Below are 20001 nucleotides of genomic sequence, written 5' to 3' on the forward strand. Positions count from 1 at the left end.
TGGAGGTGCGGGGACAAACCGTGCCTCGCGGAGGAGGAGAGCACCACATGAACATGAAGGCCGTACAGTACGTGGAAATCGGCCGTGCACCCGAGGTGCGCGAAATCCCGATTCCCGAGCCCAAGCCCGGCCAGGTTCGGCTGCGGATTACCGCCGCGGGGCTCTGCCATTCGGACTGGTTTGTGATGGGGTTGCCGCAGTCGGTTATGGGGCATGCGCTGCCGATGACCCTGGGCCATGAAGCCGCCGGAATCGTGGACAAGCTCGGCGAGGGTGTCACCGAGTTCTCGGTCGGCGACGACGTGGCCGTTTACGGCCCCTGGGGCTGTGGCGCGTGCGATGAGTGCACCCGCGGCCGCGAAAACTACTGCCCGAACGCCGCCAAGCTGGGTATCCGCCCGCCCGGACTGGGCGCGCAGGGCGGGATGGCCGAATACATGATCGTCGATAGCGCCCGCCACCTGGTTTCACTGCAGGGCCTCGACCCGGTCGAGTTTGTTTCCCTCACCGACGCCGGGCTGACCCCGTACCACTCGATCAAACACCAGCTGGCCACCCTGCCCGCCGGCTCGACCGCCGTGGTGATCGGGACCGGTGGCCTCGGCCACGTGGGTATTCAGATCCTGCGGGCGCTGACCCCGGCCACGGTCATCGCGCTGGATGTGAACGAGGAAAAGCTCGCCCACGCCCGCGAGGTGGGGGCCCACCACGTGGTGCTCTCCAACGCCGACGCCCCGGCGGCGATCCGCGCGCTCACCGGCGGTGTGGGGGCAGACGTGGTCTTCGACTTTGTGGGCGCCGCCCCGACCCTGGAAACCGCCCGAGCCTCGGTGCGGATCGACGGAGCGATCGAGGTGGTCGGCATCGGCGGCGGCAGCGTCCCGGTGGGCTACGGCACGGTTCCCGCCGGAGCCAGCGTGCGTGCGCCCTTCTGGGGGAGCCGCGGCGAGCTGATCGAGGTGCTGGCCCTCGCCCGCACCGGACAGCTGAAGGTCAGTGTGGAGCGCTTCGACATCGCCGATGCCCCCACTGCCTATGCCCGCCTGCACGACGGTTCGATCGTCGGCCGGGCGGTTGTGGTGCCGTAACCGGCCCGTTTCGTTACAGAGAAAAGGCCCGGAATCCGAGGATTCCGGGCCTTTTCCGGGCCTTTTTCGGGTGCTTAGCGGGGGTCGCGTCCCGGGCGGATGCGGGCGATCCAGTACACCACCGCGGCCGACACCAGGAAAGCCACCACGACGCCCAGACAGTAGAGCGCCACGACGCCGTAGCCGTTTGCCGGGTTGAGGAAGGGGTAGGGAACCCAGCCGTCGGTCGCGCCGCGGATCAGGACCACGATGGTCCACACCGCCGGATACACGAGCACCCACCAGAAGGTGCGCCAGGGCAGGGTGACCCGGTCGGTGAAGACGATCCAGTCGAGGACCGCGATGAGCGGGAACAGGACGTGCATCACGAAGTTGCTCCAGGGCAGCGAGGCTCCGCCATCCACCCCGACCAGCAGCGTGTTATAGACGATGCCCACCACGGCCATATAGGACACCGCGAACCCGCGGGCGAGGCTCCAACCGAGGGAGGGGGCGCGTCCGCTCAGGCTGCGAATGGCCACCACGATCAGGACGACACCCATCAGCAGGTTGTTCTGGATCGTGAAGTATCCAAAGAAGTTAAACGGGTTGACCGGTCCCTGGCTCGCCGAATGGATCAGCGAGCCGGTGATCGCCGCCAGCGTGAGCAAACCAAACGCCACACGGAGAATGCCCGCGACCGGATGGGCCGCGAGGCCGAGGCGAGGCTGTGTGATGGTACTCATGATCTCCCTAACGCTGCGGGTGGCTCGATGTGCCGCTGAGGGGAGTCTAGGGGTAGCGGGGCCCGCGGGAAAAGAGAAGGCGGTCGAAGAACATCGTGGCGGACCGGCGTCCACCGCCTCAACCCGTGGGGATGGTCCTCGCTCGGAGCGGTGGCTTCGCGGAAATGGCGGACGGGCGCGCCCTCGGTGGTGATGTGGGTGGTCGCCGGTAGAATCGGTATGCAACCGCAGGAATTCGCCGGACGTTGGGATACGCAGTGGCCAGAGCAGGACAGAACACACCGCTTGAGGGCATCGACTTCGGCCCGACCGGCCGCATTCAGACCGAGTTCCCCGAGCCGGCCCCGCTGTCCGAGCACGGTCCCGCGCGCATCATCTCGCTGTGCAATCAGAAGGGTGGCGTGGGCAAGACCACCACGACCATCAGCATGGGAGCGGCGCTTGCGGCCTATGGCCGCCGGGTCCTCGCGGTCGACTTCGACCCGCAGGGTGCGCTGAGCGCCGGCCTCGGGGTGGTGGCCCACGACACCCCCACGATCTACGACCTGCTGCTGGGGCACACCAAGGATCCGCACGAGGCGATCGTCTCGACCAAGGTGCCCGGGCTCGACCTGATCCCCGCCAACATCGACCTGTCCGCCGCCGAGGTGCACCTGGTGGGTGAGGTTGCCCGCGAGCAGATCCTCGCCAGCGTGCTGCGCAAGGTCAGCGCCGAATACGACGTGATCCTGGTGGACTGCCAGCCCTCGCTCGGCCTGCTGACCGTCAACGCCCTCACCGCCTCCCACGGCGTGCTGATCCCGCTGGAGTGCGAGTTCTTCGCGCTGCGCGGGGTGGCCCTGCTGATCGAGACCATCGATAAGGTGCGCGACCGGCTGAACCCGGCGATCAAGCTCGACGGAATCCTCGCCACCATGTACGACTCCCGTACCCTGCACTCGCGCGAGGTGCTGGAGCGCGTGGTCGAGGCGTTTGGCGACTCGGTGCTGGAGACCGTGATCGGTCGCACCGTGAAGTTCCCCGACGCCAGCGTGGCCGGGGTTCCGATCACCGATTTTGCGCCGGAGCATCAGGCCGCCAAGGCCTACCGTCAGCTCGCGCGTGAGCTGGTAGCGCGTGGTGCCGTCGCCTGATTCGATGCTTGAAGCCCCGGATTCCGGGGTGTTTCGGGTTGCCCTGGATAACTTCGACGGCCCGTTCGACCTGCTGCTGACCCTGATCGGCAAGCGCGAACTCGACATCACCGAGATCGCCCTCTCGGCGGTCACCGACGAGTTTTTGGAGTACCTGCGCGGGCTCGATGCGGCCGAGGAGATGGATAAGGCTTCGGAATTTATCGTGGTGGCGGCGACCCTGCTGGATCTGAAGATCGCCGGGCTGCTGCCCCAGGGCGAGGTGGTGGACGCCGAGGATGCGGCCCTGCTCGAAGCCCGTGACCTGCTGTTCGCCCGGCTATTGCAGTACCGCGCCTTTAAGGAGGCCGCACGCTGGTTTGAGGAGCGACTCCGGGTGGAATCGACCCGGCATCCGCGTACGGTGCGCCTGGAGGAGAAGTTCCGCGCCCGCACCCCCGAACTGCACTGGACGCTGGGACCGCAGGACTTCGCCGCGCTCGCGCTGATCGCGCTGACCCCGCGGGAGATCCCCACCGTGGGCCTCGACCACCTACACGCGCCGCTGGTGAGCATCCGCGAGCAGGCCGCGCACCTGGTGGCGATGCTGCGCGGGGGAGAACCGAAAAGCTTCCGGGAACTGGTGTCCGGGGTGAGCGAGCGCGGGATCGTGGTCGCCCGTTTCCTGGCGCTGCTGGAGCTGTACCGCCATGCCGCGGTGACCTTTGAACAGATCGAACCGCTGGGTGAACTCACCGTGACCTGGAGCGCGCTCGACTGGGATGCCCAAAACCTCGTGAACCTCGGAGCCGACTATGACAACTGAGCCGCTGTCCGCTGAAACCCTGGCTGCGGAGCCGACGGTCGCGGGCACCTCGATGGCCGAGCCGCTGGCTGCCGAGGCACAGCCTACTGAATCCCTGGCCGCCGAATCCCTGTCCTCGGACGTCACGGGTGCCGAAGCAGCCTCGGACTCCCCGCTCGCCCCGCATGCCGCCGCCGACCTCCCGCTCGAGCGTGCGCTCGAGGCGATCCTGATCGTTGCCGACGAGCCCCAGCCGCTGGTAGACCTGGCCTCGGCCGTGGGGGCACCGCTGCGTGAGGTACGTCAGGCGATCGCCAACCTGGTGGCCGACTTTGACGGGCTGCTGGCCGGAGGCGTACGCCGCGGATTTGAGCTGCGCGAGGTGGGTGGCGGCTGGAGAATCTACGTCCGCACCGACTACGACGAGGTGGTGACCGACTATGTGCACACCCAAAATCCCGCCCGTTTATCGCCCGCAGCCCTGGAAACACTGGCCGTGATCGCCTATAAGCAGCCGATCACCCGCGGTGCGGTAGCAGCCATCCGTGCAGTCAACGTAGACTCGGTGGTGCGCACGCTCGCCGGCCGTGGCCTCATCACCGAGGTATTCACCGATTCCGAGACCGGCGCCATACACTACGGCACCACCGATCTGCTGCTCACCCAGTTGGGACTGAACTCCCTGGACGAGCTCCCGCCGATCTCACCGCTGCTGCCCGATGGTGCGGACGGATTCGACTCCGACCTGCGCCCTGCCTGACCACAGAATAGGAAACCTCGCGGATGCCCGCTTCCCCGCTTCACCCCACCAACCAGCCCGACGGCGTACGCCTGCAGAAGGTACTCGCTCAGCGCGGTGTCGCCTCCCGCCGCGTGTGTGAGGACATGATCACCGCCGGTCGGATCGAGGTGAACGGTCAGGTTGTGACCGAACTCGGTCGCCGCATCGACCCCGAGGTTGATCTCGTCTCGGTGGACGGCCAGGCCGTTCAGCTCGACGAGACCAAGCGTTATGTGATGCTCAACAAGCCGGTGGGTGTGGTTTCCTCCCTCGCCGATGAAAACGGTCGTCCCGACCTCTCGGCGTACACCTCGGAGTTCGAGGAGCGCGTGTACAACGTGGGCCGCCTCGACCAGGAGACCTCGGGTCTGATCATCCTCACCAACGATGGTGAGCTGGCCAACGTTCTCGCGCACCCCTCCTTCGGTGTGACCAAGACCTATATCGCCCGGGTTTCCGGCACCATCACCCAGGCTACGATCACGCGCCTGCTGCGCGGCATCGAGCTGGATGACGGCCCGATCCGCGCAGACCGCGCCCGCCTGATGGACGAGTCGGGCAAGACCTCGATGATCGAGATCACCCTGCACTCGGGTAAGCACCGCATCGTGCGCCGCATGCTGGCCCACGTCGGTCACCCGGTCATCGACCTGGTGCGTCGCTCGTTTGGACCGCTGCACCTGGGCACCCTGCCGCAGGGCCGCTACCGCGAGCTCAGCGCCGCCGAGCTGGGTCGCGTGCTGACCCTGGCCCGCAAGGCCAGCGCCCAGCCGGCCGAGCACATCGAGATTGACCACATCGAGCGCCGTCAGGCCGAGCGTGAGCGCGAGGACCGTGAGGCCAAGCGCAACGGCGGCTACCGCGCTCAGCGCGGCGGCGAGCGTGGGGCCTACGTGCCCACCGAGCGTGGCCCCAAGCGCACCGGCCGGGACGAGCGTCGCGGCGAGCGTGGACCGCGCGAGGGTGGACCGCGTGAGCGTGGCTTCAACCGCGAGGATCGAGCACCCCGCGAGGGTGGCTATGGCCGGGACAACCGGGGCGAGGGTCGCGGCGGTTACGACCGCGCTCCGCGTGAGGGTGGCTACAACCGCGATGCACGCGGAGGCTATGACCGGGCTCCCCGTGAGGGCGGCTATAACCGGGATGACCGCGGCGGCCGTCCCGAGCGCGGCGGCTACGACCGGGACAACCGGGCACCTCGTGAGGGCGGCTACAGCCGTGACAACCGCGGCGAGAACCGTGGCGGTTACTCCCGTGACGAGCGCGGCGGACGCGGCGGCTATGACCGGGCACCTCGCGAGGGCGGCTACAGCCGCGACAACCGCGGCACGGATAACCGCGGCGGAGAACGCCGTGGCGGCGAGCGTGGTGGCTACAACCGCGGCGAGAACCGCGGCGGTTACTCCCGCGACGAGCGCGGCGGACGCCCCGAGCGTTCGGGCCACGGCGACCGTGCCGGCCGTCCCGAGCGCGGCGACTACCGTGCCCGCGGTGCCGGGGCACAGGACCGTGGCGGCCGCTCCGGTGGCGAGCGACGCGATGATTATCGCGCCGCCGGCCCCAAGAGCGCCGGCCCCAAGAGCGCCGGACCCAAGCAGCCCGGCCGTGGTGGCGAGCGTCGCGATGGCGGCCCGCGCGGTGGCGGCGAGCGTTTCGGCCGGGACGACCGCAAGCGCTACTAACAAACCGGGGTTTGTCACCACACCCGATCTGAGATAAACAGGAACGATGGTAGAACAGAAATCCAACGCGACCCGCACCCAGGGTCCGGTCCGCATCGTCGGTGCCGGTCTGCTGGGGGCGAGTCTCGGGCTGGCGCTGCGGGACAAGGGTGTCGAGGTTATCCTCGATGACGCCTCACCCAGCAATCTGCGTCTGGCCGTCGACTACGGTGCCGGACGCCTGCCCGCCGCGGGGGACGCCCCCCGCCTGGTGATCGTGTGTGTCCCGCCGGATGTGGTGGCCGACGCGGTCGAGCGCGCGCTCGCCGACTACCCCAACGCCGTGGTCACCGATGTGGCCAGCGTCAAGCTGGCACCGCTGCGCACCCTCGAGGCGCGCGGCATCGACCTGACCCGCTACATCGGTTCGCATCCGATGGCCGGACGCGAGCGCGGCGGGGCGATCTCCGCCCGCGCCGACCTGTTCTTCGGGCGTCCCTGGGTGATCTGCCGCGACGAGGAAACCCGCCGCGAAGACCTCGCCCTGATCGAGGCAGTGGCGCTGGACGTGGGCGGCGTGCTGATCGAGATGACCCCCGAGGAGCACGACGCCTCGGTGGGCCTGGTTTCGCACCTGCCGCAGCTGGTGTCCAGCCTGCTGGCCGCGGGCCTCGCCGATGCCCCCGATACCGCGATCCAGCTGGCCGGTCAGGGCCTGCGCGACACCACCCGGCTTGCCTCAAGCGCGCCCGAGCTGTGGCTGCAGATCCTCGCCGCCAACTCGGGACCCGTGGTCGAGGCACTCGAGGCGATGATCGCCCGTCTCGGCGCGGTCACCGAGGCCCTGCGCGACCCGGACGCCCCCGGTGCCCGCCGCGCGGTGGCCGATGCGATGGCCGCCGGCAACTCCGGCGTCGCCCGGATCCCCGGCAAGCACGGCCAGTCACAGCGGTTTGCCACCATCGTGGTGATGGTGGACGATACTCCCGGCCAGCTGGGCCGGCTCCTCACCGAGCTCGGTGAGATCAATGTCAACATGGAGGACCTGCGCCTGGAGCACTCACCGGGTGCCCAGATCGGCCTGGCCGAGATCGCGGTCCTTCCCGAGGTTAAGCAGCGCACTATCGAGGATCTCGGGGCGCGCGGCTGGAGAATCGCGAGCGTATAGATGTCAAACGTATTTGTGGTGGCCGTCGATGGCCCGGCCGGCAGCGGCAAGTCCTCGGTTTCCAAGGCCGCGGCGAAGCAGCTGGGTTTTGCCTACCTGGACACCGGTGCCGCCTACCGCGCGCTGGCCTGGTACCTGGATGACGCCGGGGTCGATGGTTCGGATACCGCGCTGGTGATCGCCTCACTGCCCGGATTCGAGTACCGCATCGGTACCGATCCCGACGAGTATTTTGTCCTGGTGGGATCCACCGAGGTCACCGAGGCTATCCGCGAACCGCGCATTTCGGCGCTGGTGAGCCAGGTGGCCCGGGTTCCCGAGGTTCGCACCTTCGTCAATAACCTGTTCCGCACCATTATTGCCTCGACCGAAAAGCCGGGTATTGTGGTCGAGGGACGCGACATCACAACCGTGGTGGCTCCGGACGCTCCGGTTCGGATTCTGCTCACCGCCTCGGAAGAGGTGCGCGCCGCACGCCGGGGAGCCGAGCTCACCGGTGATGCCGCCAAGACCGCGGCCGAAGCACTCGCCAAGCGGGATCGTGCCGATTCCGCCGTGACCGAGTTCATGACTGCCGCCGAGGGTGTCTACACCCTCGATTCCACCCACCTCGATTTCCCGGCCACCATTGCCGCGGTTGTCGAGCGGGTACACAACGGGCTCGCAACACCTGAGCCAGCACACACAACCGAATAGACCCTCCGGTGTCCACCGACCCCGGGGGTACGACCGCCTTGCGGTCACCACCGAGCCCGCAACACCTGGGCTCCCTTCAGAAAGAGAACACCGCAGATGTCACCTGACAACTACGAAGACCTGCCCGCGGATGAGGATTTCGCCGAGCGCCTCGAAGGCCTCGATGACGAGCTCATCAGCCAGCGCGCCAGCGCGCTGCGCCTGGGCCTAGACGAATACGACCTGGACGAGGATGACTTCGACGTCCTCGCCGGCGTCACCGATGACCCCAACGCGATCCGCTACCTGCCGGCCCTGCCGGTTGTGGCGATCGTGGGCCGCCCGAACGTGGGCAAGTCCGCACTGGTCAACCGCATCCTCGGCCGCCGCGAGGCCGTCGTGGAGGACACCCCCGGCGTGACCCGTGACCGCGTTACCTATAAGGCCGAGTGGAACGAGCGCAAGTTCTCGCTCGTCGACACCGGTGGGTGGGAGCCCGATGCCCGCGGCATCGACGCCTCCGTGGCCGCCCAGGCCGAGGTTGCGATCGAGCTCTCCGACGTCGTGATGTTTGTGGTCGACTCCAACGTGGGTCCCACCAGCACCGATGAGCACGTTGTGAAGCTGCTGCGCAAGATCAACAAGCCCGTGTTCCTTGTGGCCAACAAGGTGGACGATGTGCGCCAGGAGCCCAACGCCGCCTCGCTGTGGTCGCTGGGCCTCGGCGAGCCGTGGCCGGTTTCGGCCCTGCACGGCCGTGGCGTGGCCGACCTGCTGGACGCCATCATGGGCAAGCTGCCCGAGGTGTCCGCGGTCGCCAAGCAGGAGGTCGGCGGACCCCGTCGTGTCGCCCTGCTGGGACGCCCGAACGTGGGCAAGTCGAGCCTGCTGAACAAGGCCGCCGGTGAGGAGCGCGTGGTTGTCAACGACCTCGCCGGAACCACCCGTGACCCGGTGGATGAGCAGATCACCCTGGCCGGTAAGGTCTGGCGCTTCGTGGACACCGCCGGTATCCGCCGCCGCGTGCACCTGTCCCAGGGTGCCGACTTCTACGCCTCGCTGCGCACCTCCGCGGCCCTGGAAAAGGCCGAGGTCGCGGTTGTGCTGATCGATGTGACCCAGCCGATCTCCGAGCAGGACGTCCGCATCATCGACCTGGTGCTGGAATCCGGCCGTGCGCTAGTGCTCGCCTTCAACAAATGGGACCAGCTGGACGATGACCGTCGTCGCTACCTGGAGCGCGAAATCGAGCAGGACCTGGCCCACGTGGCCTGGGCCCCGCGCGTGAACATCTCGGCCCGCACCGGCCGTCACCTGGAGAAGCTGGTTCCGGCCCTTGAGCTCGCGCTCGAGTCGTGGGACACCCGCATCCCCACCGGCAAGTTCAACGCCTTCCTCACCGAGCTCGTTGCCGAGCACCCGCACCCGCTGCGTGGTGGCAAGCAGCCGCGCATCCTGTTTGGTACCCAGGCGATCAGCCGTCCGCCGACATTCGTGCTGTTCACCACGGGCTTCCTGGACCCGGGTTACCGTCGATTCATCACCCGCCGTCTGCGCGAGGTGTACGGCTTCGAGGGTTCGCCGATTCAGGTGAACATGCGTGTGCGCGAGAAGCGCGACCGCACCAAGAAGTAGTCGCAACGCATGAACGCGGCCGTCCGGTTTTCCGGGCGGCCGCTTTTATGTGTGCGGGCGTTCAGTCCGACCGAGCCGGCCGCGTGTGCCGGGGCGGCAAGAATGGTCCGGGCGGCCGCGTTCGCGTCTTAGGCGCCGGGGAGCGGGAGCGCCGAGGCCAGCAGCCGGGCGGTGTAGGGATGCTCGGGGGCCGCGAAGACCCGCGCGGTGGGCCCGTGCTCGACGATGCTGCCCGCGTGCATTACCGCGACGCTCTCGCACAGCTCCTGCACCACCCCGAGATCGTGGGAGACCAGGATCAGACTCAGGCCCAGCTCGTCCCGGAGCGAGACCAGGAGCTCAAGAATCTGGGCCCGCACGGTCACATCCAGCGCGCTGAGCGGTTCGTCCCCCACCAGCAGGGTGGGCCGGTGCACGATCGCTCGGGCGATGGCCACGCGCTGACGCTGGCCGCCGGAGAGCTGGTGCGGGTACCGATCGGCAAACTCCGCCGGGAGTCCCACCTGAACCAGAACCTCGTGGACCCGTGCCCGTCGGTTCTCGGACAGGCCGAGCCCAATCAGGGGTTCCGCGATGATCCGGCCCACGCTCATCCGCGGATCCAGCGAGGCATACGGATCCTGGAAAACCACCCCGGTGTGCTTTCGGAACCAGTTCAGGGTCTTGCCACGAATCTGCTTGCGCACCGATCCCTCGGCGCTGACGATGGTTTGCCCGTGGAAGTCGACCCGTCCGCTGCTCGGGGCATCCAGCGCGGTCAGCAGGCGCACCAGGGTGGACTTGCCCGAGCCTGATTCCCCGACGATGCCGAGGCTCTCCCCGTCGTGCATCACCAGATCGGTGGGGGCCAGCGCCACCCGTTCTCCGCGTCCGGCGGTGCCGCGGGGCACGTGGTAGCTGCGGCCGAGGCCGACAGCCTGAAGCAGCGGGGGGCCGGGGAATGCCTGCGCGGGGAGGGGCGGGTTAGTCATTGGTGGATTCCTCCCGAGTGATGGGAGCCGGGCGGAACGCGGTGCGGCGGGCGGCGGCTAGCAGGCGGCGTCCCAGCTCGGACTGGGGAGCCTCCAGCAGGGTCCGGACCGGTGCGGATTCGACCACCCGGCCGTCGGCCAGGACCACCGCGTGATCGGCGATCCGAGCGAGCACCGCCAGGTCGTGGGTGATGAACACCAGCCCGCTCCCGCTCTCGCGCACCAGGGTATCGAAGGTGTTAAGGATCTCGGATTGCACGGTCACATCCAGAGCCGTGGTGGGCTCATCCGCCAGCAGATAGCGCGGACCGGCGGACAGCGCGGCGGCAATCGAGACGCGCTGCCGCTGACCACCGGAGAGCTCATGCGGGTAGCGGCGCAGGATCTCGGCGGGCTCGGGCAGCCCCACCAGCTCCGCCAGTTCGAGCGCGCGGGCCCGGGTCTGCGCCTTCGAGAGGCGGCCGTGCAGGCGCGCGGGCTCGGCAATCTGTCGCTCGATCCGGCGCAGCGGATTCAGCGCCGTGCGTGGCTCCTGGAAGACCATCGCGATCCGGTCTCCGCGGATGCCCGCGAGCTCCCGGTCCGGGCGGCCCAGCAGCTCCTCGCCGTCCAGCCGGATGCTCCCGCTCGCCCGGGCACCCTCGGGCAGCAGCCCCAGGATCGCCAGCGCGGTGAGGGACTTTCCCGAACCGGACTCGCCGATCAGGCCCAGCCGTGCGCCGGGGGACACCTCGAAGGACACCTCGTGCACCACCGTGCGTGCACCGAAGTCGATGCGCAGATTCTCGACGATCAGGCTCATCGTGTGCCCTCCTGTGTCTCGGGGGTCTCCGAAATCGAGGCGGCTTCGGTAGCATCCGGGGATACCGGCGTGATGTGTGCGGGCTCGGTCTCGCGTGCGCTCGAATCCGAGGTCGCACCGGCCGCGGCCGCGGGGGATACCGGCGCATTGCTCGCGGGCACCGTCTCGGACAGGATCGGGTCGGCCAGGGTGGGGTCGGTGACGTCCCGTAGCCCGTCGCCCAGCAGGTTGAAGCCCAGCACAGTGATCGTGATCACGGCCCCCGGCCAGAGCACCGAGAGTGGCTGGATACCGATATAGGTCTGGAGCTCGGAGAGCAGGCGACCCCAGGACGGCGTATCCGCCGGGGCACCGTAGCCGAGGTAGCTCAGTCCCGCCTCGGCGAGGATCGCGATGGCCATGCCCCAGGAGAGCTGCACGATCAGCACCGGCAGGATGTTGGGGATCACATGGCGTCGCAGGATCCCCAGGCTGCCGATGCCCGAGGCACGCGCCGCCAGCACATAGTCGGCGGCGAGGACCGCGCGAATCTCGGGCCGGGTGACCCGGGCGATGTTCACCCCGAACCCGATCGAGACCGCCACGATCACCACGAGCAGCGATCCACCCCAGGCGGCGGCCAGCAGCATCGCGATCAACAGGGTCGGGAAGGCGATCAGCACGTCGATCAGCACGGCCACACCCTCGCGCACCCAGCGCCGGGTTAGCGCGCCGAGCGAGGCCAGCAGCAGCCCCAAAATGCCCGCCCCGAGTGCCGAGCCCACGGCCACCAGCACGGTGACCCGGGATCCGGCGACGATCAGGCTGAAGATATCGCGGCCGGAGTTATCGGTCCCGAACGGATACGCCCAGGTGGGCGCGAGCCAGCGCCGGGCCGAGTCGGTGAAGACCGGATCGTGCGGGGTCCACACCAGCGACACCAGTGCCGACAGCACCAGCACGGCCACCACGATGGCCCCAAACAGGCCCGCGGGATGTCGGAACAGTTTTCGGAGCGGGTTCATCGCGCCACCTCCCTCTGACGCGGATCAAGCAGGCGGTGCACCACGTCGACCAGGGTGCCGATGATCAGCACGATCGCGGTGAGCACCAGGATTTCGCTCTGCACCTTGGTGAGGTCGCGGTTGCCCACGTCGGCCACCAGCATGCGGCCGATCCCGGGCAGGGTAAAGAGGTTTTCCACCAGCACGGTTCCCACCAGCAGTCCGGCGACCTGGATGCCCAGGACCGAGACGATCGAGAGCGCGACGCTGGGCAGGCCGTGGCTCAGCAGCGCGCCGGTGCGGGTGCGCCCGGCGGCGGCGGCCGTGCGCACAAAGTCCTGACCCATCACGCCCAGGGTCGCCGAACGCACGAAGCGCAGCATCGCCGCACCCTCGACGATACCGATCGTCAGCGCCGGGAGCAGCAGCGAACGCAGCGCCGCCCCGGGATCCGACCAGCCGGCCCGGGGGAAGCCCTGCGCGGGCAGCCAACCCAGCCACAGCGAGAAGACGATCACCAGCAACATCCCGGCCCAGATCACCGGGACCGCGGCCAGCGCCTGCGCGCCCCCGCTCAGCGCGAATCCGGCGGGGCGTCCGCGACGCAGCGCGGCGGCGACCCCGAGCGGACCGGCGATGGCCAGCCCGATCAGCATCGACAGCAGCGCGAGCGGCAGCGTGACCTGCGCCTTCTCCCAGATCTCCCCGGCCACCGGGGTTCCGGTGACCACCGAGTTGCCCAGATCCCCGCGCAGCAGCCCGCCGATCCACTCGCCATACTGAACCGGCAGCGGACGCTCAAGCCCCAGGCTGTCGCGAATCGCGGCCAGCCGTTCGGGGGTCGCGTCGGTGCCGGCGATCACCTGGGCCACGTCGCCGGGAAGCAGCCGCAGCGCCAGGAAGATCAGCACGCTGGCCACCGCGAGCCCGAGGACCAGCAGGAGGGCGCGCGTCAGCAGGAATCGGGTCATAGGGTACAGATTTTACTCGGAAACCGCGAGGTTTCCGAGGTACAGCCGCGAGGTGGTGGAATCGGTGGGGAAACCGGTGACTCCCTTGCGTACGGCCGTCAGCGCGGTGCCGGTGAACAGCCAGTCGGCGGGGTTATCCTGGGCGACGATTTTGGCGGCCTCGGCGAGCTTCGCATCCGCCACCTTGGGGTCGGTGGCCGCCACGGATTCCTTGTAAAGCTCCTGAACCTTCGGGTTGTTGTATCCGAAGTAGTAGGTGGGATCGGTCCAGTTGGCGAAGTCGCGGGACTCGGCATGGTTGACCAGCGACAGGTCAAAATCGTGGTTGGTGTAGACATCGTTGAGCCAGGTGGGGAACTCGACCCGGTTGACCTTGAGGGTCACGCCGATGTTCTTGAACTGGGAGGTCAGCACGTTGGAGATCACGGTGGGGTAGTGGTTGGCCACGGTGAGGGTCAGCGTGAGATCGCTCTGCCCGGCCTCGGCGAGCAGGGCCTTGGCCTTCTCCGGGTCGAAGGGAACCAGCCCGGTCAGGTCCTGATAGCCCGGATCCAGCGCGGGGATCGGGCCACCCTGGGGAACCCCGGCACCGCCGATCGAATCGATGATCGCCTTGTGATCGATGCCCAGGCGGAGCGCCTCGCGCACCTTCGGATCGGCCAGCGCCGGCACCTTGGGGTTGAACACCAGCGTGTACTTATCGGTGGTGCGGCCCTTGGTGAGGGTGATGTCCTTATCGCGTTCGAGCTGCGGGCTGAGGCTCGCATCCACGCCGGTCTGCACGTCCAGGTCGCCGGTCAGGGTCGCGTTAATCGCCGCGGTCGGGTCCGGAATATAGGAGAACACCACCTCGCGCACCTTGGCCTTGGTGCCGTAGTAGTTGTCGTTGCGCTCAAGCTTGAGGCTGTCGCCCTGCTTCCAGGCGCCGGCTTTGAGCTCGAAGGGCCCGGTGCCGTTGGCGCTGGTGGCCATGTCGTTGGTGGCCTTCTCCTCGAGGATCTGGCCCGCCCGGCCGCCGAGGTTCCAGAGCAGGTTGCTGTCGGGGCTGGAGAGGTCGATGACGACGGTTTTGGGATCGGGGCTCGATACCGTGCGGATCGAGGCGAGGGTCGCGTGATCCTTGATCGAGGCATCGGTGACCACCTGGTTGAGCGACCAGACCACATCGTTGGCCGTCAACTCGGCACCCGAGTGGAACGTCACGCCGTCGTTGAGGGTGAAGGTATAGGTGAGGCCGTCGGCGGAAATCTCATGTGACTTGGCCAGGGCATCCACGACCGACCCATCGGCCTCGCGACGCACCAGACCCTCATAGACGTTGTCCAGCAGGACCTGGTCGAGGGCGACGCCGGAGGTCTTGCGAATGTTCAGATCGGTGGGCTCCAGGATGAGACCCACGTTGACCGAGGCATTGGTGCCCGTGTTGTCCGAGGTGGACGGGGCAGCGCAACCGCTGAGGGCCAGAACCGTGGCCAGGCCGGCGGCAAACAGAAGCCGGGAACGAGGGGTGCGCATGGGTGATGCCTTTCAAACGTTCGGAGGGGCGGGGTGAGCCCCTCCCTATTTTCACCTACTTTTCCCCGAATTATTGCCGTCGAACGCCCCGCTGTCCATTTGTGACGTAATCGAGAAGACGGCACACGCGTGGGGAAAATCGGCTCTGGCGTTTGGGGTTAGGTAAGCCTATACTGAAGAGGAAATGATCTCGACCACAGCCGCACCCAGCACCCGCCGCGCCCCGCACTCTCCCGCCGGACACGCTCACCGCGTTACCCATTTGGTAGCCGGCACGTTTGCTGAACTCCCCGAGATCGAGGCGCTCCTGGCCACGTTGCCGATGTGCGCCACCGGCCGCGTCTTTGTGGAGGTGGACACCGCCGATCAGGTGGGGATGCTCAGTGCTCCCAGCCGGATGGTGGTTTCCTGGCTGGTGCGGGCCGAGCGCAGCGGTGCCCCGGGCTCCGGACGCGCGTGTGCGCCGGGTCAGGCGCTCTCGCGGGCGGTGCAGGCCTGGTCGGCCGAGATGCTGTGCGCCGAATCCGAAGAAACCGCGGACCTCACGGACACCGTGGCGGCGGCGCGGGTCTGGCTGGCGGGTCCCTTTACCGCCGTGGCCGACTGCTTTGACTATCTGACCGAGTCGCTGAACCTCCCGGCAACCGCCGTGGACACCCCGGCTCGGTTCGGTCTGCGTCGCTAAACCGTCCCACGAGGCGGCCGCGCATCGGTCCGAGCTTTGCTACCGCAGGTCTTAGCGGCGGGGCAGGTAGCCGCCATCCTCGAGCCCGGCTTCGATCTCGAATCGGTTCTTCAGCGGATTGCGTCCGGCCAGCGCGTAGAGGACCGGCATCAGCATGCCGTAGCGCTGCCACTGACGTCGGTGGATCGCCTCGTGTTTGAGGACAGTGGGGGAGTCATTGGTATCGGTCAGATACACCCCGCCCACGCAGACGCCGCCGCGGCCAAAGGCCCAGTTCGGCAGCCCGGTGAAAACGATCAGACCGGCCTCGCGACGAATCCGTCCGGTGGACCAGATCGCGCCCCACACGCAGCCGACCGCGGTGGCGTAGAGATAGCCGAGCCGGCTGATCCAGGAGTCAAGAAACGGGTTCATGATCTGCTTTCTGGCGGGGGAGTACGTAGCGATCACGCTACCATCGCGTGGTCGCTCCGGGGCAACGATCCCCGACGCTGGCGGCGAACGCGCCGCACCGGCGGCGAATGCCACAAGCGGGTCGCGAACGCAACGCACCAGTGCCGCCTGCAAGACACCGGCGGCGAACGCAAAACGCCGAGGACACCCGAGCCTGCTCGGGTGTCCTCGGCGCTGAGTCGCGAACCTACTCGATGGCGCGGTAGGTCTGTGCCTCGATGCCCGCGGGCTTTTGGGCGGCCTTGAGGGCAGCGAGACGAGCATCCACCTCGGAGAGTTCACCCAGGTCCTCGAGCGCCTCGAACTGGGCGTCCAGGCTTGACGCCGCCAGCTCGGCCTGGCCACGGACCTTGGCCTCCTCGCGGCGGATCTTGTCTTCGAAGCGGGAGACCTCGCTGGTGGGATCAAGAATGTCGATGCTCTTCACCGCGTCGGCCACCTTGGCCTGGGCTGCCACCGACTTGGCGCGGGCCGCCAGTTCGTTGCGCTTGGACTTGAGCTGCTCGAGCTTCTGCTTCATGCCGTTCAGTCCGGCCTTAAGCTTGTCCACAACCTCGGTCTGGGCAGCGATCTGCGGCTCGGCGGAGCGCGCCTCGTTCTCGGCACCGATCTGGCGCTGCAGCGCGATCTTGGCCAGGTTGTCGAACTTATCGGCATCGGCGGCGTTGCCCGATGCACGGTACTCGTCGGCCCTGAGGCTCGCGGCGAGGGCCTTGCGGCCCCAGTCGGCGGCGTTCTGCACGTCGGCACGGTGGTCGTCCTCGAGCAGACGCAGGTTTCCGATGGTCTCGGCGATGGCCCCCTCGGCATCGACGATCGAATCGGTGTAGTCCCGCACCAGCTGGTCGAGGATCTTCTCCGGATCCTCGGCGGCGTCCAGGAGGGCGTTGATGTTGGCCTTGGCGAGGGTGGCGATTCGGCCGAAAATAGACTGCTTTGCCATGGGTGATTCCTTTCGATGAAGCGTGTCAATCTGAGGGGGTGGCGCATCTACCACTCTGGCCTAGAAGCGGCCCCCGCCGCCACCGGACCGGCCGCGTCCGCCGGATGAGGATCCGCTGCCGGAATCCCGGGGCCGTCGACTTTCTGTGCGCTCGGCCCTGCGCTGGCGTGCCTGCTCCCGTTCGAGCTCGCGGGCGCGTTCGATCGCCCGGATCTGGTCGCGTTCGGCGCGGGCGACGTTCTCGCGGGCGATCCGTGCGCGCCGCGCCTCGGCCTTCTGGGCGCGCGCCAGGTCCTTGGCCGCGCGAGCCTGCAGCTTTGCGTCCTCGGGGGTCGTGGGAACCGCGGGTGCCGCGGCGAAACCGGCGGCGGCCTCGGCGGACTCTGCCCGAGATCGCTGAACATCCTCGATCGCGTGGGTGAGCGCGGCCGAGGCCTCGCGCAGCTTGTCCAGCGCACGCAGCGGATTGGCATCTGTCCGGGCCAAGGCGACGGTCTGCTCGGCCAGGCTAGCCAGCGGCGTCAGCACGTTGACGTTCTCGGGTATTCCCCGGGCGATCGTGATGAGCTGAGCGAGAATCATGGACTGGGAGAGGACCCGTGAGGCGGCCTCGGCCAGCTCGCCGGCGCGAGTGGAGATCGTGGACGCGAGCGTGGTGGCTTGGCCGGCCGCCTTCTGCGCCCGCTGGATGGCCAGGGCCGCCGCGGCCGAGTCCCCCCGGGCGGTACCCGATTCGGCGGATTCGAGCTCGGTGTGGGCGGCGGCGATGAGCGCCCCCGCGCGCGACAGGTTGTTCCCAGCCTCGGCCAGCACGGATGCGCCGTAGCGGGCGCGCAGGCGATCCAGCTCGGCCCCCGCCGCGGGGATCCTTGTCTCGGCCAGGAGGACCTCCTCACGCGCGGAAGCCAGCAGCGCGCCGGCATCGGCCTCGATCCGGCGCAGCGCCGCAAACCCCTGCTGCTGCGCCTGAACATCCGCCATCGCGGTGGCACACAGCGCGAGGATCCGCGTGGTCCACTCGCGGATTTCCTGCTCGGTGTCCGGGGTTTCATCCGTGAGCTTTTGCTTGAGGGTGAACGCCTCGGCCAGGTTCCGCTTGGCCCGGGCGAGCGCCTCGGTGAAGTCTCCCACGCTGGAATCCCCGTACTGAGCGGCCGCAAATCCGAGGTCCTGGTCCGCCATCCGCACCGCGTCATCCGTGGTGACCAGCGCGCTGTCGGCGTCCCGGCCAAGGTCGGCGATCGGACGGAGGACGGGCGGGGGCGCGGAAGCAGGGGGAGTCTGGGCACTCGCCGGAAGGCGGATTGGTGCCGGTGCCGGGGCCGGAACCTGAGCGGGTGCCGGCGTGGTCGCGGTGATCACCGTGGCCGCCCGAGCCGCACTCAGCGCGCGGGATGCCCGCCGCCGCCGAATCAGAATCCAGATCAGGAGTGCGACCAGCAGGAACGGAAGTGATACCAGAATGATGACGGCGACGACGATTCCCGGGGTAATAATCGTTTTGTCCGCCGTGGCTGTGGCCGTGGACGCGGTGGGTGTGGGAGCGGGCATCGGCTCGGAGAGCCCCGAGAACGTGGCCAGGGCGGCCCCGGTGAAGTCGCCCTCGGTCAGTTGTGGTGCGATCAGCCGGCGTTCGATCTCGAGCAGGCGAGAGTCGGAGACCCGCCCCAGGCTGGGGGCGGAGAGGAAGAAGGTGCGCCCCTCGGTGGCGATGGCCAGCAGGTACTGCTGGGGGCCCAGGCCGTTCTTCTCGGCCACCGCATCGGCCCACTGCTGGGCGTCCTCGGGCTCGGCAAAGCGATCCACCAGGACGATCCAGACGTCCAGGTGCTCATCCGAGGAGAGCTTTCGGCTGGCGGCGTCGATCTCGGTCACCTGCTCGGCGGAGAGGACTCCGGCCAGATCCGCAACGCGTCCGGTCCCCAACTCGAGTGGAACCTGCCCGGCGGAGGCCGGGGTGTCGGTCTCCGCGGGGGCTGCCGACGCCGAGAGGGGGCTACCCGTCACCGTGACATACGCGGTGAGCAGGAGCAGCCCGATCAGGACGAGGGTACGCATCAACGTAAGGGATGATCCGACCGGGCGGCCGTTTCGATGGGGGAGGAGGGAGGTCATGACCGGCTTCCTGTACGGGGTGGATCCAGGGATCACGCTATCATCGCGTCGGTATCGATCATGGCCCGGGCGACAGCGAAACGGGGGATGCGCGCCGAGTGCGTGCATCCCCCGTGGGTTCCGACCGGGCTACTCCAGCGCGGGCAGCGAGCTCGAACCGACGGCGGGGGTCGAGTTTCCAGCCTTCAGCGCCGCGAGGCGGGCGTCCACCTCGGAGAGTTCGCCGAGGTCGTCTAGCGACTCGAACTGGGCGTCCAGGGTGGAGGAGGCCAGCTCGGCCTGACCGCGGACCTTGGCCTCCTCGCGGCGAATCTTGTCCTCGAAGCGGGAGACCTCGCTGGTGGGGTCGAGGATGTCGATGCTCTTGACGGCATCGGCCACCTTGGACTGAGCCTCGGCCGACTTGGCCCGGGCGACAAGCTCGCTGCGCTTGGACTTCAGCTCCTCAAGCTTCTGCTTCATGCCGGTGAGACCGGCCTTGAGCTTGTCCACAACCTCGGTCTGGGCGGCGATCTGCGGTTCGGCGGCGCGCGCCTCATTCTCGGCACCGATCTGACGCTGCAGGGCAACCTTGGCCAGGTTGTCGAACTTATCGGCATCGGCGGGGTTGCCCGACGCCCGATACTCATCGGCCTTGCTGCTGGCCGCCAGGGCCTTCTTGCCCCAGTCCTCGGCCGCCTGGATGTCGACCCGGTGGTCGTCCTCCAGCAGGCGCAGGTTTCCGATGGTCTCGGCAATCGCGCCCTCGGCATCCGAGATCGAGCCCGTGTAGTCCCGGACCAGCTGGTCGAGGATCTTCTGCGGGTCCTCGGCCGAATCGAGCAGGGCATTGATGTTGGCTTTGGCAAGGGTCGCGATACGACCAAAAATGGACTGCTTTGCCATGGTGTGCTTCCTTTCGATGGTGGTGCTG

At 68.1% G+C, this 20001-nt stretch carries 18 protein-coding genes and 1 pseudogene; 9 read left to right on the plus strand and 10 right to left on the minus strand.

What is annotated here, in order from left to right; translation table 11 throughout:
* Window positions 1-53: 53 nt before the first annotated feature.
* Complete coding sequence (locus tag IE92_RS0100065; RefSeq protein WP_030142838.1) at window positions 54-1088, plus strand: NAD(P)-dependent alcohol dehydrogenase; 1035 nt, start codon at window positions 54-56, stop codon at window positions 1086-1088.
* A gap of 74 nt (window positions 1089-1162) precedes the next feature.
* On the opposite strand, the gene IE92_RS0100070 is transcribed toward IE92_RS0100065, so the two are convergent.
* Entirely contained in the window at window positions 1163-1813 is a 651-nt protein-coding gene (locus IE92_RS0100070) for a Pr6Pr family membrane protein (RefSeq protein ID WP_051701425.1), read from the minus strand.
* A 257-nt stretch (window positions 1814-2070) separates the two neighbouring features.
* Here IE92_RS0100070 and IE92_RS0100075 point away from each other — a divergent pair, with 257 nt between their 5' ends.
* The 7 genes and pseudogenes from IE92_RS0100075 to der all read left to right on the plus strand — a co-directional run bounded on the left by IE92_RS0100075 (window position 2071) and on the right by der (window position 9650).
* On the plus strand, window positions 2071-2946 hold the full coding sequence (locus IE92_RS0100075; protein ID WP_030142840.1) for a ParA family protein: 876 nt from the start codon (window positions 2071-2073) through the stop codon (window positions 2944-2946).
* A 4-nt stretch (window positions 2947-2950) separates the two neighbouring features.
* On the plus strand, window positions 2951-3751 hold the full coding sequence (locus IE92_RS0100080) for a segregation and condensation protein A (protein ID WP_081863752.1): 801 nt from the start codon (window positions 2951-2953) through the stop codon (window positions 3749-3751).
* Window positions 3752-3860: 109 nt separating this feature from the next.
* The gene (scpB, locus tag IE92_RS0100085) at window positions 3861-4490 is read left to right on the plus strand and encodes an SMC-Scp complex subunit ScpB (protein ID WP_425411820.1); all 630 of its coding nucleotides are present in this window, start codon (window positions 3861-3863) and stop codon (window positions 4488-4490) included.
* Window positions 4491-4513: 23 nt separating this feature from the next.
* Window positions 4514-5278 (plus strand): annotated as a pseudogene (locus tag IE92_RS18825) (pseudouridine synthase); the annotation flags it as partial.
* Between the two features lie 961 nt (window positions 5279-6239).
* A complete protein-coding gene (locus IE92_RS0100105) occupies window positions 6240-7340 on the plus strand; it encodes a prephenate dehydrogenase (RefSeq protein ID WP_030142843.1) in 1101 nt (366 codons plus the stop codon).
* A complete protein-coding gene (cmk, locus tag IE92_RS0100110) occupies window positions 7341-8036 on the plus strand; it encodes a (d)CMP kinase (RefSeq protein WP_043321232.1) in 696 nt (231 codons plus the stop codon).
* Between the two features lie 96 nt (window positions 8037-8132).
* Window positions 8133-9650, plus strand: a complete 1518-nt coding sequence (gene der / locus IE92_RS0100115; RefSeq protein WP_030142845.1) for a ribosome biogenesis GTPase Der — start codon at window positions 8133-8135, stop codon at window positions 9648-9650.
* A gap of 128 nt (window positions 9651-9778) precedes the next feature.
* On the opposite strand, the gene IE92_RS0100120 is transcribed toward der, so the two are convergent.
* The 5 genes from IE92_RS0100120 to IE92_RS0100140 are packed head-to-tail and all read right to left on the minus strand — an operon-like array spanning window position 9779 to window position 14892.
* Window positions 9779-10621, minus strand: a complete 843-nt coding sequence (locus tag IE92_RS0100120) for an ABC transporter ATP-binding protein (RefSeq protein WP_081863754.1) — start codon at window positions 10619-10621, stop codon at window positions 9779-9781.
* Window positions 10614-11423: an ATP-binding cassette domain-containing protein gene (locus IE92_RS0100125; RefSeq protein WP_030142847.1), complete on the minus strand. Its 810-nt coding sequence runs from the start codon at window positions 11421-11423 to the stop codon at window positions 10614-10616. The genes IE92_RS0100120 and IE92_RS0100125 overlap by 8 nt, the downstream gene beginning before the upstream one ends.
* The gene (locus IE92_RS0100130) at window positions 11420-12427 is read right to left on the minus strand and encodes an ABC transporter permease (RefSeq protein WP_081863755.1); all 1008 of its coding nucleotides are present in this window, start codon (window positions 12425-12427) and stop codon (window positions 11420-11422) included. The genes IE92_RS0100125 and IE92_RS0100130 overlap by 4 nt, the downstream gene beginning before the upstream one ends.
* The gene (locus IE92_RS0100135) at window positions 12424-13377 is read right to left on the minus strand and encodes an ABC transporter permease (protein WP_030142849.1); all 954 of its coding nucleotides are present in this window, start codon (window positions 13375-13377) and stop codon (window positions 12424-12426) included. The genes IE92_RS0100130 and IE92_RS0100135 overlap by 4 nt, the downstream gene beginning before the upstream one ends.
* A gap of 12 nt (window positions 13378-13389) precedes the next feature.
* Entirely contained in the window at window positions 13390-14892 is a 1503-nt protein-coding gene (locus IE92_RS0100140) for an ABC transporter substrate-binding protein (RefSeq protein ID WP_030142850.1), read from the minus strand.
* Window positions 14893-15076: 184 nt separating this feature from the next.
* Here IE92_RS0100140 and IE92_RS0100145 point away from each other — a divergent pair, with 184 nt between their 5' ends.
* Window positions 15077-15577: an SIP domain-containing protein gene (locus IE92_RS0100145; protein WP_030142851.1), complete on the plus strand. Its 501-nt coding sequence runs from the start codon at window positions 15077-15079 to the stop codon at window positions 15575-15577.
* 51 nt (window positions 15578-15628) lie between these two features.
* Here IE92_RS0100145 and IE92_RS0100150 read toward each other — a convergent pair whose 3' ends face one another.
* From IE92_RS0100150 to IE92_RS0100170, 4 genes are all read right to left on the minus strand, one after another.
* The gene (locus IE92_RS0100150) at window positions 15629-15991 is read right to left on the minus strand and encodes a hypothetical protein (RefSeq protein WP_030142852.1); all 363 of its coding nucleotides are present in this window, start codon (window positions 15989-15991) and stop codon (window positions 15629-15631) included.
* A gap of 226 nt (window positions 15992-16217) precedes the next feature.
* Window positions 16218-16973 (minus strand): PspA/IM30 family protein, encoded by a 756-nt coding sequence (locus IE92_RS0100155; RefSeq protein ID WP_030142853.1) that lies wholly within the window; start codon window positions 16971-16973, stop codon window positions 16218-16220.
* A 60-nt stretch (window positions 16974-17033) separates the two neighbouring features.
* Window positions 17034-19031 carry a TPM domain-containing protein gene (locus tag IE92_RS16305; protein ID WP_043321235.1) on the minus strand — a complete coding sequence of 666 codons (1998 nt, stop codon included), beginning with the start codon at window positions 19029-19031 and terminating at the stop codon, window positions 17034-17036.
* 186 nt (window positions 19032-19217) lie between these two features.
* The gene (locus IE92_RS0100170) at window positions 19218-19973 is read right to left on the minus strand and encodes a PspA/IM30 family protein (RefSeq protein WP_030142854.1); all 756 of its coding nucleotides are present in this window, start codon (window positions 19971-19973) and stop codon (window positions 19218-19220) included.
* Window positions 19974-20001 lie beyond the last annotated feature (28 nt).

Origin of the sequence: Mycetocola saprophilus (genome assembly GCF_000718085.1) — a bacterium.
In the GTDB taxonomy this organism is placed as follows: Bacteria; Actinomycetota; Actinomycetes; order Actinomycetales; family Microbacteriaceae; genus Mycetocola; species Mycetocola saprophilus.

Excerpts from the sequence above, each read along its gene's own strand:
- IE92_RS0100065 (WP_030142838.1), top strand. The coding sequence starts at position 54 with ATGAAGGCCGTACAGTACGTGGAAATCGGCCGTGCACCCGAGGTGCGC.
- IE92_RS0100070 (WP_051701425.1), bottom strand. The coding sequence starts at position 1,813 with ATGAGTACCATCACACAGCCTCGCCTCGGCCTCGCGGCCCATCCGGTC.
- IE92_RS0100080 (WP_081863752.1), top strand. The coding sequence starts at position 2,951 with ATGCTTGAAGCCCCGGATTCCGGGGTGTTTCGGGTTGCCCTGGATAAC.
- IE92_RS0100105 (WP_030142843.1), top strand. The coding sequence starts at position 6,240 with ATGGTAGAACAGAAATCCAACGCGACCCGCACCCAGGGTCCGGTCCGC.
- cmk (WP_043321232.1), top strand. The coding sequence starts at position 7,341 with ATGTCAAACGTATTTGTGGTGGCCGTCGATGGCCCGGCCGGCAGCGGC.
- der (WP_030142845.1), top strand. The coding sequence starts at position 8,133 with ATGTCACCTGACAACTACGAAGACCTGCCCGCGGATGAGGATTTCGCC.
- IE92_RS0100120 (WP_081863754.1), bottom strand. The coding sequence starts at position 10,621 with ATGACTAACCCGCCCCTCCCCGCGCAGGCATTCCCCGGCCCCCCGCTG.
- IE92_RS0100125 (WP_030142847.1), bottom strand. The coding sequence starts at position 11,423 with ATGAGCCTGATCGTCGAGAATCTGCGCATCGACTTCGGTGCACGCACG.
- IE92_RS0100130 (WP_081863755.1), bottom strand. The coding sequence starts at position 12,427 with ATGAACCCGCTCCGAAAACTGTTCCGACATCCCGCGGGCCTGTTTGGG.
- IE92_RS0100135 (WP_030142849.1), bottom strand. The coding sequence starts at position 13,377 with ATGACCCGATTCCTGCTGACGCGCGCCCTCCTGCTGGTCCTCGGGCTC.
- IE92_RS0100140 (WP_030142850.1), bottom strand. The coding sequence starts at position 14,892 with ATGCGCACCCCTCGTTCCCGGCTTCTGTTTGCCGCCGGCCTGGCCACG.
- IE92_RS0100145 (WP_030142851.1), top strand. The coding sequence starts at position 15,077 with ATGATCTCGACCACAGCCGCACCCAGCACCCGCCGCGCCCCGCACTCT.
- IE92_RS0100150 (WP_030142852.1), bottom strand. The coding sequence starts at position 15,991 with ATGAACCCGTTTCTTGACTCCTGGATCAGCCGGCTCGGCTATCTCTAC.
- IE92_RS0100155 (WP_030142853.1), bottom strand. The coding sequence starts at position 16,973 with ATGGCAAAGCAGTCTATTTTCGGCCGAATCGCCACCCTCGCCAAGGCC.
- IE92_RS16305 (WP_043321235.1), bottom strand. The coding sequence starts at position 19,031 with ATGCGTACCCTCGTCCTGATCGGGCTGCTCCTGCTCACCGCGTATGTC.
- IE92_RS0100170 (WP_030142854.1), bottom strand. The coding sequence starts at position 19,973 with ATGGCAAAGCAGTCCATTTTTGGTCGTATCGCGACCCTTGCCAAAGCC.